The organism is Halomonas sp. BDJS001 (assembly GCF_026104355.1).
GTDB lineage: Bacteria > Pseudomonadota > Gammaproteobacteria > Pseudomonadales > Halomonadaceae > Vreelandella.
On the sequence record NZ_CP110535.1, the window covers coordinates 3,513,256 to 3,528,345 of the forward strand.

General features: G+C 53.4%; 13 protein-coding genes. 5 read left to right on the plus strand and 8 right to left on the minus strand.

Features of this window, described 5'->3' with window-relative positions; genetic code table 11:
- Positions 1-37: 37 nt before the first annotated feature.
- Positions 38-1,306 carry a PAS domain-containing methyl-accepting chemotaxis protein gene (locus OM794_RS16365; protein WP_226247620.1) on the plus strand — a complete coding sequence of 423 codons (1,269 nt, stop codon included), beginning with the start codon at positions 38-40 and terminating at the stop codon, positions 1,304-1,306.
- Positions 1,307-1,365: 59 nt separating this feature from the next.
- Here the strand turns inward: OM794_RS16365 and OM794_RS16370 are convergent, their stop codons facing one another.
- The 8 genes from OM794_RS16370 to OM794_RS16405 form a co-directional block, all read right to left on the minus strand.
- Positions 1,366-2,016: a peroxiredoxin gene (locus OM794_RS16370; RefSeq protein ID WP_022522333.1), complete on the minus strand. Its 651-nt coding sequence runs from the start codon at positions 2,014-2,016 to the stop codon at positions 1,366-1,368.
- Between the two features lie 225 nt (positions 2,017-2,241).
- Positions 2,242-3,279 carry a CNNM domain-containing protein gene (locus tag OM794_RS16375; RefSeq protein WP_226247622.1) on the minus strand — a complete coding sequence of 346 codons (1,038 nt, stop codon included), beginning with the start codon at positions 3,277-3,279 and terminating at the stop codon, positions 2,242-2,244.
- 108 nt (positions 3,280-3,387) lie between these two features.
- Positions 3,388-3,999, minus strand: coding sequence for a LysE family translocator (locus tag OM794_RS16380; protein ID WP_226247624.1), 612 nt, complete (start codon positions 3,997-3,999; stop codon positions 3,388-3,390).
- 158 nt (positions 4,000-4,157) lie between these two features.
- Positions 4,158-4,625 carry an S-ribosylhomocysteine lyase gene (locus tag OM794_RS16385; RefSeq protein ID WP_226247626.1) on the minus strand — a complete coding sequence of 156 codons (468 nt, stop codon included), beginning with the start codon at positions 4,623-4,625 and terminating at the stop codon, positions 4,158-4,160.
- A gap of 49 nt (positions 4,626-4,674) precedes the next feature.
- Positions 4,675-5,022, minus strand: coding sequence for a putative quinol monooxygenase (locus OM794_RS16390; RefSeq protein ID WP_226247628.1), 348 nt, complete (start codon positions 5,020-5,022; stop codon positions 4,675-4,677).
- A 61-nt stretch (positions 5,023-5,083) separates the two neighbouring features.
- Positions 5,084-5,761, minus strand: a complete 678-nt coding sequence (locus tag OM794_RS16395; RefSeq protein ID WP_226247631.1) for a haloacid dehalogenase type II — start codon at positions 5,759-5,761, stop codon at positions 5,084-5,086.
- A gap of 129 nt (positions 5,762-5,890) precedes the next feature.
- Positions 5,891-7,324 carry an aspartate aminotransferase family protein gene (locus OM794_RS16400; RefSeq protein WP_226247632.1) on the minus strand — a complete coding sequence of 478 codons (1,434 nt, stop codon included), beginning with the start codon at positions 7,322-7,324 and terminating at the stop codon, positions 5,891-5,893.
- Between the two features lie 236 nt (positions 7,325-7,560).
- Positions 7,561-9,057, minus strand: a complete 1,497-nt coding sequence (locus tag OM794_RS16405; protein WP_226247633.1) for an NAD-dependent succinate-semialdehyde dehydrogenase — start codon at positions 9,055-9,057, stop codon at positions 7,561-7,563.
- A gap of 366 nt (positions 9,058-9,423) precedes the next feature.
- Between OM794_RS16405 and OM794_RS16410 the strand changes: the two genes are divergently transcribed.
- The 4 genes from OM794_RS16410 to OM794_RS16425 all read left to right on the plus strand — a co-directional run bounded on the left by OM794_RS16410 (position 9,424) and on the right by OM794_RS16425 (position 15,085).
- Positions 9,424-10,506, plus strand: coding sequence for a hypothetical protein (locus OM794_RS16410; protein WP_226247634.1), 1,083 nt, complete (start codon positions 9,424-9,426; stop codon positions 10,504-10,506).
- Positions 10,507-10,640: 134 nt separating this feature from the next.
- Entirely contained in the window at positions 10,641-11,762 is a 1,122-nt protein-coding gene (locus OM794_RS16415) for a hypothetical protein (protein WP_226247636.1), read from the plus strand.
- Between the two features lie 114 nt (positions 11,763-11,876).
- On the plus strand, positions 11,877-13,823 hold the full coding sequence (locus OM794_RS16420; RefSeq protein ID WP_226247639.1) for an AAA family ATPase: 1,947 nt from the start codon (positions 11,877-11,879) through the stop codon (positions 13,821-13,823).
- Positions 13,820-15,085 carry a DUF6638 family protein gene (locus OM794_RS16425; RefSeq protein WP_226247642.1) on the plus strand — a complete coding sequence of 422 codons (1,266 nt, stop codon included), beginning with the start codon at positions 13,820-13,822 and terminating at the stop codon, positions 15,083-15,085. The genes OM794_RS16420 and OM794_RS16425 overlap by 4 nt, the downstream gene beginning before the upstream one ends.
- The last annotated feature ends 5 nt before the right edge of the window (positions 15,086-15,090 follow it).

A 15,090-nucleotide genomic window follows, 5' to 3' on the forward strand; every position in this document is an offset into this window, starting at 1 on the left:
ACACAAGACTTACATAGCCCCGCTGACAGGACTAGCAATGCTCACACTTCTCACTTCCAATGGTTTACACAGTGCACTATATCAACACACCGCTTACATCTCTTTTACACCTGAAGGGGTGATTAAAAAGGCAAGCGAGCAATTCCTAACCACCGTGGGCTACACGCTTGACCAAGTGAAGGGGCAACACCACCGCATTTTCTGCTTCCCAGAAGATAGCCGTAGCCTTGAGTACCGCACCTTTTGGGAAACCCTGGCAGTTGGGCATAGTCAACAAGGCCGCTTTCGTCGTTCTAATGCCCAGGGCGAGGAAATTTGGTTAGAGGCTACCTACATACCGATCAGTAATCGGCGGGGTAAGGTTGTAGAGGTACTCAAAATTGCCAATGACATTACGGCTGCCCATCAAGAGGCGGAGCGGAAAAATGCCATCCTGGACGCGCTAAACAGCTCCATGGCGGTGATTGAATTTACCCCCAGTGGTGAAATTCTCAATGCCAACTCCAATTTTGAGCAGGTGATGGGGTATCGAAATGATGAATTAGTGGGCGCGCACCACCGAATGTTTTGCCCTGCCAATTTTTCACAAGCCAATCCACGTTTCTGGGAACGGCTGGCACAGGGTGAGTACATGCAAGGGAAGTTTGAACGTTTGGATTCTCGTGGCGCCAGCGTATGGCTAGAGGCAACGTATAACCCGATTCAAGATAGCCATGGAAACGTCGTCAAAGTGGTCAAGTTCGCCACCGATATCACCCGCTCCGTTCAGGCAGCAGAATCCGCCACACGGGCTGTCACTGCCGCCCAAAGCACCTCTTCTCAAACAGAGCAGATCGCCCAAAACGGTCTTAGCCACCTGCAACGCGTGGTGCGTGATTCAGAGCAAGCGGCGCTAACCTTAGCAGAAGCGCAGCAGCTAATCGCCGCGCTTAACAAACAGGCACAGAGTATCAATAGTATTACCGAGTCGATTGCCCGTATCGCTAACCAGACTAACCTGCTATCACTGAATGCCGCGGTGGAAGCCGCACGCGCAGGTGAACAGGGTCGCGGATTTGCGGTGGTGGCTAACGAAGTGCGCCGCCTGGCCAAAGGCTCTAGTGAAGCGGTGGACGATATTACCCGAGTGCTAAAAGAGAACAGCGCCTTGGTAGAGCGCACCACTCAAGCCATGCAGCAGGTAGTGGAGCAAGGCAAGTCGAGCCAAACCAGCGTGAGTGAAATTGAGATTATCGTCAATGAGATACTCACTGGGGCACGCAGCGTTTCAACGTCTATTGAACAGCTTGCGCTAGAGTCCGCTTGATGCACCATGCAAAAGCCAGCGCATAGGCGCTGGCTTTTTACTCCACTCTATTAACGCAATCAGCGCAGTGGCGTCTTACGCAGGTAAGGCAGAACCGTTTCATACTCGCCATACTTCTGCTTGGCATCGGCGTCAGAAACGCTAGGCGGAATAATCACGTCCTGACCTATCGTCCAATCGGCTGGGGTGGCAACGCCGTGTTTCGTCGTGGTTTGCAATGCATCCAGGGCGCGTAGGATTTCTGCAAAGTTACGCCCTACGGTCATCGGGTAGGTCATGGAAAGCTTCAACTGCTTATCTGGCCCGATAATAAACACCGAGCGCACCGTGGCGCTATCTGCGGGCGTACGCCCATCCGGCAGGTAGGCATCTTCTGGCAGCATGTCGTACAGTTTTGACACCGTTAGCCCATCATCGGCGATGATCGGAAAATCGACTTCGCTACCGCTGACGGTTTGGATGTCATTGCCCCAGCGCTTGTGGTCTTCAACGCCATCTACGGAAACACCGATCACTTTGGTGCCGCGTTTCTTCCACTCGGCACTCAGCTGCGCAACGGCACCGAATTCCGTTGTGCAAACCGGGGTAAAGTCTTTTGGGTGCGAAAACAGGATCGCCCAGCTGTCGCCAATCCAGTCATGAAAACGAATCGGCCCTTGGCTAGTCTCCGCTTCGAAATCAGGTACGACGGCATTAATACGTAATGACATGCTCTCCTCCTTAATGGGCGTTAGACGCCCTAATAGCTTATTTGACTTTCAACACCTTCACTATAGATCATTTTGCGCTAAGACAGCGAGTCGTAGCACAACGTTCACTCGCTCTGCCAAGCGTAGTCTAACGGCGTAAAAGCCTGAATATAAATGCCTGTAAAAGCAGAACGGCGCCCGAAGGCGCCGTTTTAGCTCTACAAACAGAGCATCCCTTTCTAGAAATTACTCTTCTGCTTTGGCGTCTTTATCTTCCCGCTTAACCCGCTTGATCCACTGCTGTTTTGCATAGTGGCGTAGATTGGCCACATTGTCGGTTTCATCGACAATATCCTGCCCAAGAATGGTTTCGATAATGTCTTCTAAGGTGATTAAACCTACAAAGGTACCGTGCTCATCGTAGACCACCCGCATATGCAGGTGGTCTTTCAGCATGGAGGTAAACACCTGCTCAATGTTGTGTGAGACGTCCACGCTGCCTATCGGATGCATTAGCTCGCGCATCGTTTTGGCATCGTCGGCGTGGTACATATCGGCTTTATGCACATAACCAAAGGCCTGCTCACCGTTGTCCATCACTGGGAAGCGTGTAAACGGCGCTTTGCCATACTGTTCATCGAAGGTTTTCACGGTCATGTCAGGCAAAACGGTTTCACACACCGTGCGCGGGGTCATCGCTTTACTGACGACGATATCGTGCAAGTTGAGCATATTGATAATGGTGCGCGACTCGTCTGCATCCAGCACCTTCTCTTCCAGACCGACGCGTGCCAGTACTTTAATTTCATCGCGCAGGTCGACATCGTGCTCCGACTTACCGAGTCGGCGGGTGATCTGCTCCGACATCCAGATAAAAGGCAGCAGGCCTATAATCATCGGATTTAAAAAGCGCGGTAAAAACGGCGATAAACCACGCCAGTAAGTCGCGCCAATGGTCTTCGGAATAATTTCCGACAGTATTAAAATCGCCATGGTCATTACCGCCGAAACAATGGCGATAGAGGCTTCGCCAAACACGACCGCGGCCTGAGCACCTACTGCAGTTGCCCCCACGGTATGGGCAATCGTATTGAGGGTCAAAATAGCGGCTAGGGGCCGATCGATATTCGCCTTCAGACGCGTAAGCGAGGCGTGCAGCTTGGGGTTATCTTCTTTCTGCTTAGCAATGTAGCTGGGCGTAATTGAAAGAAGCGCCGCTTCAAGGATGGAACATAAAAACGAGAACGCGATTGAAAGGGTCGCAATCGTGATTAGGAGGAACATGAGGGCCTAGAGTGGTGGGTTGTACCGGGTTTATAGGGGCAGCATAGGCGGAAGTCAATACTTCTCAATCATGCATTCATTGCATTCATCAACCATGCAGAGCTAAATTCATGGGCGCAACGGCAGCGCGGCGCCGATGGCAACGAAGATGCCGCCGCAAGTGCGGTTGAACACGCGGCCAACGCGCTTCAGCCAGTGGCGAATGCGGTTAGCCATATTGGCAAGCAGGCCTTCCACCACACATTCGATAGCCACAAAGGTGCCTGCCAGCACGAAATATTGCAGCATCAAGCTTCGCTGTGGGTCGATAAATTGAGGCAGAAAAGCGCTGAAAAACAGCAGCACCTTGGGATTGGTAATCGATGCCAGTACCCCTTGGCGGTACAGGTGCCACCCGCTGGCTTGGCTTGTGCTCACACCCACCTCGCCCGTAATCGGTGGCGAGCGCCATACCTGGATACCCAACCAAATAAGATATCCCCCACCAACCCATTTCAGCACTGTTAGCCATACCACGGACGATTTGAGCAGCGCCCCAATCCCAAACATGCACAGGGCAATAATCAGCATAAAGCCTGTCGCGCCGCCGATAATAGTAAACAGGGTTCTACGGCTGCCATGTAGTGCGCCATGAGTCAGCGCCAGCAGGCCGTTTGGCCCAGGCGAAAGCGACAGACCAAGGCAGGCGATTAGGTATAAAAGCCAAGTGTCCAACAGCATAGTAATGCCTACCCCTTGGAAGATATTTACGTTACGCCAGCATGTCACTGTTGGTTGACGTTTTCCATTGTTAAAACACTCTCAATAAAAACGCCTCCCCTTGCTTGATACAGCACGAGGAGGCGTCGGCTAACGACCCATTGACGGTTACATTACGCTTAAGCGAACACTTCCGTCCACTCGCTGCGCTTGGCCAACAGGTTGCGAGCCAGTTCCTGGGCGCCTTCCAAACTGTGGCTGGCAGCCCAGCCACACTGCATCTCATTGCAGGCAGGCACTTCAGTGGCTTCTAGCACGTCGTTTAGGGTTTGTTCGATGATGGTGATCACGCCGTCATAGTCGTCGTGGTTAATCATCGCGATGTAGAAGCCGGTTTGGCAGCCCATGGGGCTGATATCGACCACTTTATCGGTGTGATTGCGCGACAGCTCAGCCATCAAGTGCTCGAGGGAGTGCAGCGCGGGCATCTCCATATGCTCTTTATTGGGCTGGCAGATACGCAGGTCGTACTTGTGGATACGGTCGCCGTTCTGGCCTTCTTTAATATCGGCCAAGCGCACGTACGGGGCTTTGACCTTGGTGTGATCCAGGTTAAAGCTCTCGACGTTCATCTTTTTATCGGTCATGTTGGCTCCTTTATCGCTTAAAGCTTGATTCGCTTAAAGCTCGATTCGTTTAAACTTGGGGCGCGTCAAAATTCCAGGGCTCATCGGTGTAAACACACACGTTGGCATCTTCGATATCGCCATCCGGCGCTTCAACGTGCTTGGCAAAGAAGTCTTGGATCTCTTGGCGCTGGCAGTGTGCTTCAAACTCCTCGCGACTGGCCCAGATTTCATGAAACACAATCGGGTAGCTGGTGCCCTGCGCGAAAGGATTCTCGATCTGCCGGGTCACGGTGTAGTGAATACAGGCATCTTCCCGGTGAGTATTCGGCTCTAACGACTGAAGCGCTTTGAATACCGCTTCTTCCTTGCCCGGTTTGGGTTTAAAACCAGCAATACAGTAGATTTTTTCTGACATGGTTAACTCCTAAGTCGTTAAGCGTGCGTCATTATGCGGCTTGTCGACATAGGTTAACAACCTAACGGATGATGCGCTCAGCCAATGCTTCCAGATCGGTCACCGTCATATCTGGCTCGATACCCCAGGGGTCAAAAGGCGCATCAGGACTGCGCCGTACCCAGGCACTGCGTAGGCCTGCATGGGTGGCGCCAATCACATCAAAGGGATTACTGGACACCAACCAGGTGTGTTCGGGGCGAGTTTCCAAGCGGCTACGCAGATGAGCGTACACCGCCGGGTCTGGCTTAAAGCGTTTTACCTCATCGGCGCTGACCACGTCGTCCATATGGCTCTCAACGCCTGCGCGGGTGAGCAGCTTGGACACGGCATCAGCGGTGCCGTTCGAAAATGCCACGCAACGTATGCCCGCATCGCGAAGCTGATCTAGCGCAGGCACTACATCGTCAAACGCGGGCAGCTCACCGTACACCGCCATTAGATGGTCTTGGTCGTTATCCGAAAGCCCGGTTTGCAGTGCGCGGTCAACAAACACCAGCGCTTCGCGGGTGCACTCCGAAAACGGTACATAAGCCCCCATCAGGCCGTGGCGAAAGCTGTACTCTAGCTGCTTATCGCGCCAGCGGCGGGCAAACTCACCCGCTTTAGAGTCATCCGCTAGGCGGCGCTCAAGCTCAACGGTAACCCCTTGGGTATCGATCAAAGTACCGTACACATCGAAGGCTAAGACCGGTTGCATCGTTAGCTACTCCTTAACTTTCAATTAATTGTGGCCTGAGTTCAGCTTATATCTTTAGCATAGTAGACCCCTTCAATAACAAAAGCGCCGCTGCACAGGCAGCGGCGCTTAAAAAGCTAAATCAGGTCATCAAACCGTAAACGCGGCCTCTTTTTCGCCACTTTTCAGGTCGCCAGAGCGCACTAGCTCATCGGTCACCCGGTCAATGGCGCGCTTGGCACGGCCAATCATCTCGTCCACTTCACCACGATTAATGGTCAGCGGCGGCGCAAAGCCGAGAATGTCTCCTTGGGGCATGGCGCGGGCAATCAGGTTCTCTTCCATGGCAGCAGCGGCTACACGGGGGCCGACTTTAAGTGCTGGGTCGAAGTGCAAGCGCTGTTTGGCATCCGGCGAAAACTCAAGCGCCGCCATCAGGCCAACACCGCGCACGTCACCCAGCAGCGGGTGGCCTTCAAAGTTAGCCTTTAGCTGCTGCTGGAAGTAACCGCCGGTTTCAGCGGCATTACCCACCAGGTTTTCACGCTCGATAATATCCAGGTTGGCCAGGCCAGCCGCGCAGCCCAGTGCGTGGCCAGAGTAGGTCCAGCCGTGGCCGATGGGCCCGTACTCACCGGTGCCCTGCTCCAGCACCTGCCACACCTTCTCGCCCACAATCACGCCGGAAAGCGGCTGGTAGGCGCTAGTTAAGCCCTTGGCGATGGTGACCAGATCAGGCTTCATGTTGTAGTGATGGCTGCCGAAATCGGAGCCGGTACGGCCAAAGCCACACACCACTTCATCGGCGATCAGCAGTACGTCGTACTTCGCCAGCACGGCTTGTATGGCATCCCAATAACCTTCCGGCGGCGGTACGATACCGCCTGTACCCAGTACCGGCTCGCCAATAAACGCGGCCACGGTGTCAGGGCCCTCTTCCAGAATCATCGCTTCCAGCTTGTCGGCACAAAACGCAGAGAACTCAAGCTCTGTCATACCGTGCTGTTCGGCAGCGCGCAGGTAGTAGTGCGGCGCTTCGGTATGGCGAATGGTGTCAATCGGCAGATCAAAATGGTCGTGGAACGCTTTCAAGCCGGTTAACGAGCCCGAGGCAATGCCGGAGCCGTGGTAGCCGCGCATGCGTGAGATAACCTTTTTCTTCTGCGGGCGGCCCAGCACGTTGTTGTAGTAGCGAACAATCTTGAGCTGAGTTTCGTTGGCATCCGACCCGGACATGCCGTAGTACACCTTGGACATGTTCATCCCGGCGATTTTCAGAATGCGCTCGGAAAGCTCGATCTGCGGCTCGTTGGAGTGGCCCACATAGGTATGATAGTAAGAGAGCTCTAACGCTTGCTTATAGATCGCTTCGGCGACTTCGGTGCGACCGTAGCCGATGTTAACGCAGTAAAGCCCGGCAAAGCCGTCGATAAATTCACGGCCGTCTTTATCCACGATATTGATGCCTTTGCCGCCGGTAATCACCCGGCCCGGCGAATCGCCGTGGGCGAAGTCGCGCAGGTGGGTAGAGGCGTGGAAAGTGACTTTACGGTCGCGTTCAATCAAATCCTGATGCAAGCTCATAGCGTTCTCTCTATACAGTAAACCTCCCCGATCAGCGGGGCGGCATTTAAAATATTGCGGGCTGCACGGCTGGTTAGGCACACGCGAACACGCTGTAACCCCGTCCCTGGGCGCTCGGCTTTTTCATCTGACCGCCAAGGATGGCGGAAATGCCGGAATTGCATGGAGCTCTTTCCGGCCCTGAAAAAGACGGTTCGCTTAGTGCCTAACCAGCCTCGACTGCGACACTATCCGCGCTAGCTTCCAGACACCGAACCTAGCGCACCCAGGCAGTAATACTTCGTTTCCAGATACTCATCGATACCCGTGGCGCCGCCCTCACGGCCAAGGCCAGACTGCTTAACGCCACCAAAGGGAACCGGCGGGCCGGTCATCTTAACCGAGTTGACGCTGACCATGCCGTACTCCAGTGCGCGCATTAGCTTCCAGATACGGCGAATATCGTGGGTGTAGATATAGGCAGCCAAGCCGTACTCGGTGTCATTGGCCATTTCGATGACTTCGTCGTCGGTACTGTAAGCAGTGATACCGGCCACAGGCGCGAAGTTCTCTTCCCGCCACACTTTCATCTGCGGCGTCACACCAGTCAGCATTGCTGGCATAAAGAAGTTTTCGCCGGGTGCCTGGCTTTGATCACCGCCGATCATAGTGGCGCCTTTGGAAATGGCGTCATCGACAATCGCGGCCGCTTTCTCTACCGCCTGGCGGTGAATCAGCGGGCCAAGGTCAATCTCACTCTGCAAACCATTACCCAGGGTTAGCGCCAACATACGCTCGCTAAAGTGTTCAACGAACTCATCGTGGATGGATTCGTGCACCAGAATACGGTTGGCGGCCAAGCAGTCCTGCCCCGCGGTTTGGAACTTGGCATCTATTGCCGCAAAGGCCGCCTCTTTGGGATCCATATCGGGCCCAACGATAAACGGCGCATTGCCCCCTAATTCCAGGGAGAGACGCTTGACGGTGTTGGCGCTCTGCTCGATGAGCAGGCGACCAACCCGAGTGGAGCCAGTAAACGACAATGCGCGAATACGCGACTCTGCGCAGAGAATCTTAGAGACTTCCGCGGGATCACCCAACACCACGTTGAAAATCCCCGCCGGAATACCCGCCCGCTCAGCCAGCTCCGCCAGCGCCAACGCAGAGTAAGGCGTTTCATTGGCGGGTTTGACGATCACCGGGCAGCCCGCTGCCAGCGCGGCGGCGGCTTTGCGGGTAATCATCGCCAGCGGGAAGTTCCAGGGCGTAATCATCGCCGCGATACCCACCGGCTCTTTAATCGTGCCCAGAGAAGCATTCGGAATATGGCTGGGGATGGTTTCGCCATAGGTGCGTTTGCCCTCTTCGGCAAACCAGCGCACGAAGCTGGCACCGTATTCTACCTCGCCACGGGCATCGGGCAGCGGCTTGCCCTGCTCCAAGGTCATGATAGTGGCAAGGTCTTCGCGGTTGGCTTGAATCAGGTCATACCAAGCCAGCAAACGCTCACAGCGCTCGTCGGCACGCAGCGCCCGCCAGTGTACAAAAGCAGCTTCAGCGGCATCTACAGCGGCGGTGATCTGCTCGGCTTCCAGCAGCGGGATATGGCCAATGGCTTCATTGGTGGCAGGGTCATAAACCGCTTCTTCGCGACCGCCCTCCCCGTGGGTCCACTTGCCGTTCACGTAGGCGTACTGCCGGAACAGACGCGGATCTTCCAGGCGCTTGGCGAGCGTGGTCGATAGTGTGGTCATGGGAACCTCTCCTCAAATGCAGGCTGGCTAACTGAGCACTGCAATCACTGTGTGGCATTGTCAGCAAGCACTTATTAGCCTTGCCGTCGAATGCCCCCAGGTTAACGGAGAGGAGCCACGAAGTGTTTTTGAAAAGATTGGGTAAAATTGCATTTTTTTTTGTAAACGCAGTATAAACAGCCTTTTTTTCTGCCGTTACTTTCCGCCCTTATTATTATGGATATGGCTTACTGCTTTATTGCTGGGCAACTAATTGCCCGGATTTCATCGCCCCTTTAAGGCGTATAACATTGACATGTGAAACTAAAATCACCTATAAAGCCCTTTTTATAAGGATCTTCACCATACTTCATTAAGGATAAAATCATGAGTGCATCTCAATTCGACAAAATGATCCAGGACTCGCAAGATACTGTTAAGGCTTCTAAAGCCAAGATATCTTCAGTGACATCGCAATTGGACACCGCACGAGAAAAAATTGAGGCAGGTGAAGATATTGGTTTTGATATTGAGAATGCCACGCTTGATGATGTGCAAGCTCACTCAGACCTGATGAACGCCAACATTGCCGAACTTATCATGGGCTTGGATGATACCACAGCGGCATTTTCGAAAGATTTTGACGGCATGCGTTCAAAGTCGAGCTGGGAGAACTTTGTCGGTTTTTTCAGTAAGGGGAAGTCTGAATCAATGCGGCAAGAGCGAATTCGCGGGGCGAATATCGACGATAAGCTGCAAGACCTGATTTCAAAATCAGACATTATTGTCAGTCTATTAAAAGACCAGCTAGAAACATTACAAGAGCAGCAAGAAAAAGTTCAACAAAACCTCACTTCCACCCTTGATGACCGGGAGGCGACGGTACAGGAACTTGAAGCCGTTCGCGCTGAATTACTTGAAATTGATCCAGTAATCGTTGAGCTGGAAAATAAAATCTCTGTAGAGCAGGACGCGACGTCTCGAACCCAGCTTGAAACTGAATTGGCCAACCTGAACGAAAAATATAATGCCCTGGTACAGCAAGAGCAGGTCAAAATTGCCAAATCTCAGACGCTAGAACGCTATGTCGAAAAGGGTAAAACCTGGGTTGATAGTTTGCAGAACCAAGCGGCTACCCAAATGGTGCTGATCAACAAGCTGCAGACAGATACTCAGCAACGCGTTGTGCTTTACGACGCCCTGACAAAATCGCTCAAAACGGCTCAGCAACAGGAAGTCGCTCACCGCATCAACGAAATCGGCGTTGAAACCGATAAGGAAGCGCAAACAGCCATGGCTGGCATTGGTTCGGCTACCAATCAGCGCATGGCCGACATGATGGAAGCGCACGAAGACAGCATGGTGTTTGCCCGCGATATTATTGAGAAAAAAGCCAAAGCCGATGATCGTTTTGCCCGTCGGTTCTCCGCCATCGTTGAGAAGCACGATAAGAACCTGTACGGGGGCTGATTTTCGCCCCACGAAGTTTTTTAAGATAGTGATCAATCAGCATTGGGTGAGCACCGCTCGCCCAATGTGTCGATGGTTGCTCGTAGCCAACGAAAGGATGATCGAGAACAAGCCTGTTCTCGCTGGGGAAACCAATGACTGAGCTAAGCCGCGATCATACTGACTTGGCAGACCCGTTTGCCTCGCGTCGTTATTTTCGCAAGTTCGAGCATATTATCCATTACCTCGCTAGAACTGCGGTGACACTGCAGGCAGAAGGAAAGCTTACCAAAACCAATGCCAAGGTATTAACGGACTATTTGATTAGACTGAACCGTACTTTCAAGGCATTAAGCATGAAGTATCTACTCGTCGGCAATGAGCTAGGCCCTCAGATGGACAGCCTGACGATGGATAAACGGGACAGCGGCTTTCCAGTGGCATCCGAGCTTTTGACCATGGGCAATGACGTTCAGCAAGCGCCCCTTCATCTTGCCAACCTGCCTTCGGAGAAGTCTCTGAAGAAGCAGATGCTTCACACTATTCTTACTGAACGACAAACGCCTACCAAGCTGCAGTTTGCCCTGTCACAACGCCTTTATTACCAAATGCTGACGAAAGGTGGCCTGTTTTGGGCACGTAATGACCCAACTCTTATCTCGCTGGGCACCAGTGATAATGGTCGCCGCCAATTTCTGATTCATTGGGCGGTGTACGACAGTCAAGTCAACTTACCCGTCATCTATCTGGCAGAGCTGGAAGATAGCGGCAAGACACCCCTGCCCCAGGATCAAAGCCGTTGGCCTCAGGTGCAGTCACATCTTATGTCGCAATCTTTAGTGGGCTTGAAGCTACTGACCATTGCCCAGGGCTTCGATAAGGATTTCAGTGACCTTCACCCCAAACAGTTGAGTCGTTACCACCTAGGCCCGATGTACTCATCGGCTTATACCGAGCAGTCGGGGCCCCTGCATCAAGTGCTTGAGCAGGCAGCCACCCAGGAGGGCCAGGACTGGGCCCTTGCCTGGACGCTTGAAGAATTAAATAGCGAGCAGGTACGCGAGGAACGCGCTGGATGGTTTAGCAAAGTAGAGCGTGAAGTGTTTGCCCTTGATCCCTTCGGTAGCCGAGGGGTTGATACCGGCGCCACGCGCACAGAGCGCGCCATCATACTGCCACAACACCCTTTTCAAGTGCTTGCTGAGTTGGATCCCCCAGGCTTTCTTGATGTGCGCAAGTTCGTGGTTAGCCCCAAGGGGCAAGTGTTGAGTTACTAAACAGCTGCAAATCAAAATTACCGACCCAGGCGCTCACTTATAGCAGCATTGTTGCGCGCTAACGGTATTGGAGCAATGTCATTAGGGCAGGATAGCCCTATAACCGAGGATGTCATGAGTTTTACCAGCGACCAGATGGAACTTCGAGAAGAGGATATTCGCAAGCATTACGGCACTGCCACCACGATGCTAGAAGGAATAGACCATACGCCGCGCTTGGCCAAACCCCAGGCCTCGGAACAAACAGCAGTACAAGAGCGCTCCCCCGGCATCGGCCAGACTCGCCGTCTGCGAACCACCACGCCAGGCTTAGTAACCCGCTCCACCGCCCGTCCCGATGGCGTACATGTGCGCGCACGCATCGAGGGGCTCGAAACAGACGATCCTTTTGTCTCGCCGCTCCAAGCCACGGCGCTTCATCAGTTGCGGCGGGCGCTGGCTATCGCATTGGCAGTGGGTGAAGCTTACGCTGATTCATCGGGGCTTACTGAACTTAAGCGGGCTAATTTGGCAGGCACTCTGGACACCGCACGTAAAGCTGAATTCACCCAGCTACTGGCAGGCGAAGCCCTCGCTGTTGTGCATGTCTTTGCCAATGCCACTGCCTTCCTGATAGCCCCTCATGCTAACGAGAACAGCGTCGAAGTTGGGGAGGTCGCGGAGCTACTGACGGACAATGCGCCCCTAGCACTGAATGGAACGCTCTGGGAACTCGACCAAAAGCTCACGCTTCATGCCACCGACGAGAGCCAATTGCCAGCAACGCTCAGCGCCTTTGCTGAGCAGTGCATGGAAAAAGTCGCGTTGCGCGCACAAAACGCACCGCGACTCGCCCCGTTTAGCGACGCAGTCTGGCGTATAGAAGCCGACGACCTGACGCTGCGCGGATTTGAGCCTGCCACCAAAGCAAAATCCACCACGCTTACCATGAGCTTCAAAAAGCCTCATGAGGTGGTGGGCAACCATATCGCTAAATACCAGTCGCTGCGACTCGCCAAAATGCTAATGGCTTACGATTTTGAGCGACGCTTAAACCCCTTCGCCGAGATGGGTGGTTTTATCTTCACGTTCATGGGCGACGGTAAACCAGGGACGGGTAAAACCACCTTGATTCAAATGATGGCGGGGCTACTCAACGACTACTGCCAGGCGGCCGGGTATCCATTTCGTTACCAGAACTTCGGTATCGACAACATTGATAGCTACCAAGGGAAATCCGGCCAGAACGCCAAGTCATTCATTAGCAATCTGATGGATCCAGGCGTTATTGGTTTCGGTACCGTTGATGATATCGACCAGATCGCCGGGAAACGTGGAGACCGCCAATCCTCAGCGGGCCAGCAGGAAGTGACTGCGGTGTTGATGGATGCCTTTGCAGGTGCTAACACGGTCGTGCGCGGCAATTGTACCTTTGGCATGTTTTCTAACTATCCCGAAAACGTCGATGACGCCTTGCGCCAACGTTCAGGTGCGCGCTTTTTGGTCGATGGCCCGCAAACCCGCGAAGATTACATCGACGTTCTTCACCTTCTACTCGGTAAGGATCACCAGATCCCGCTGGGCGAGCACGCGCTTTACGCTGCCCAGGAAATCCAGAAGGCAGTGGCTAACTCTTTTCAAGCTCATAACCGCCCCCAGGAAGAGACACTGTTGGCGGTATTTGATCGCGTGCACACACAAGTAGGCGAGCTGGATACCATCGCCAAGCTCGGCACTTATCTGAAAGCCATTCAAGAGGCCGACGAGCGATTCACCGGCCGCGCGATCAAGAACATCACCGATGCCGTCAAAGTGCGCTCAATGGATTTCGAGCTCCCGGATGAGTGGATGGAGAATCCGGAGCTTTTCCTGTTTAAGGATTACGATACGAAATCCAATATGATTGCCGAGCTGAGAGTCCCTATTACCACAGATATGGTGCTACAGGAGATTAACCGTTACGCCGACAGCGAGTTCCGCTATGCAGGCAAATCCGATGCTGCCGCCATTGACACCATGGTTCGCGACCTAGGACTTCAGGAAGCTGCGCGTCGGCGCTACCTGGAGGAGCAGAAAACATGAAACGCTTGATCGAAAAGGGACTGATGTTTGGTAACCTCTTTCATGTCAGTTCGCAAGCGCTGGTCGAGCGTTATGGCCGTGCGTTACAACACCTCACGGGGAGAACCACTGCGCTGACAGAGTTTCATATCGACATCTCCGGCTACTCGCCGGAGATCGGTGATGAGCTTGAAGATCACTACTACTTGAATCACGGCGGCGTCAATCGGCAGTTTATCCTGCTCTCAACCGAGCAGAAGTACTGCCCACTACTCAACGCCAAGTTCTCTACCAATCGGGACATACTTCGCCGTTTTATCGATGCTAACGAGCAGCAGCTTTTTGCCCTAACAGCAACCGACGCAGTGGCTGGGGAGCTTGAAAACTCTGTGCTGGATGTTGATAGGCCAGAACGGCTGTTTGATATCCGACGCATCGTCATTGAGGCCGACACGACCACGGGTACTATCGCAGAAGCTGAGCGCTTAGAGTCCCTGATCGATCGCTTTATGGAGGAAGAGGACAGCTGGTTTGATAATCACCTGATTGACGATATGGTCGATACCGTCAAACGCACGGGTAACATTTCACGCAATCCAGTGCGACTCGAGCATGCGGCATTTGAGCAAAAAAACTTCTGGACGGCGCACTTTGGCGGCCTGTATCTCTTTCAAGATGTCGATAGCTCAGCTTTAATCGCCAGCACCGAAAAACCGTTAGGAAAATTCCCAGTTAAGCAAATACTTAGCCTGGATGATCGCAAGAAAATAGGGGAGTTTTTACAACACAATCGGCTTGCCGAGCCCGTTATCAAAGGGCGAGATACCCAGGAAGTCGATATCCTGCGCCAAAAAGTCACTTTTATACTGGCGGAAATCCTGACGCAAAAGGGAATGGACGTCACAGGCCTTTCGTATACGGATATGCGGCGCCGCGCCTCACGTTATGCAAGCGAGTTACCCCATGAGTACGATGGCTTGGCAGCCATGATGCGGTGGGCCGAAACCCGCGGCGCCAAACCCAGAATCGAGATGGAGCACCCCAGCTATTTCTACCTGCTGCGTGCTACGAACACGGCGAACAAAGACCTCGTCAATATGCTGCTAGCCGAGCTATCGCCGCTTGATACCCGCCAGCTGTTCATCTGCCATAAAAACGAATTTTACCGCCAATACCGCACTTGGCCTGAGGCGAAACAAGCCTACTGCTGCGACTTTCTCTCACGGGAGTATGCACCTGATAAAGCCAGCGCACGTGCCTATCTTTTCGGTGCAGAAGAGTGATGTTG

Bases quoted from the DNA above. Each gene is read 5' to 3' on its own strand.
- OM794_RS16375 (WP_226247622.1), bottom strand. From the start codon at position 3,279: ATGTTCCTCCTAATCACGATTGCGACCCTTTCAATCGCGTTCTCGTTT.
- OM794_RS16390 (WP_226247628.1), bottom strand. From the start codon at position 5,022: ATGTCAGAAAAAATCTACTGTATTGCTGGTTTTAAACCCAAACCGGGC.
- OM794_RS16380 (WP_226247624.1), bottom strand. From the start codon at position 3,999: ATGCTGTTGGACACTTGGCTTTTATACCTAATCGCCTGCCTTGGTCTG.
- OM794_RS16405 (WP_226247633.1), bottom strand. From the start codon at position 9,057: ATGACCACACTATCGACCACGCTCGCCAAGCGCCTGGAAGATCCGCGT.
- OM794_RS16365 (WP_226247620.1), top strand. From the start codon at position 38: ATGCTCACACTTCTCACTTCCAATGGTTTACACAGTGCACTATATCAA.
- OM794_RS16400 (WP_226247632.1), bottom strand. From the start codon at position 7,324: ATGAGCTTGCATCAGGATTTGATTGAACGCGACCGTAAAGTCACTTTC.
- OM794_RS16420 (WP_226247639.1), top strand. From the start codon at position 11,877: ATGAGTTTTACCAGCGACCAGATGGAACTTCGAGAAGAGGATATTCGC.
- OM794_RS16370 (WP_022522333.1), bottom strand. From the start codon at position 2,016: ATGTCATTACGTATTAATGCCGTCGTACCTGATTTCGAAGCGGAGACT.
- OM794_RS16415 (WP_226247636.1), top strand. From the start codon at position 10,641: ATGACTGAGCTAAGCCGCGATCATACTGACTTGGCAGACCCGTTTGCC.
- OM794_RS16410 (WP_226247634.1), top strand. From the start codon at position 9,424: ATGAGTGCATCTCAATTCGACAAAATGATCCAGGACTCGCAAGATACT.
- OM794_RS16425 (WP_226247642.1), top strand. From the start codon at position 13,820: ATGAAACGCTTGATCGAAAAGGGACTGATGTTTGGTAACCTCTTTCAT.
- OM794_RS16395 (WP_226247631.1), bottom strand. From the start codon at position 5,761: ATGCAACCGGTCTTAGCCTTCGATGTGTACGGTACTTTGATCGATACC.
- OM794_RS16385 (WP_226247626.1), bottom strand. From the start codon at position 4,625: ATGACCGATAAAAAGATGAACGTCGAGAGCTTTAACCTGGATCACACC.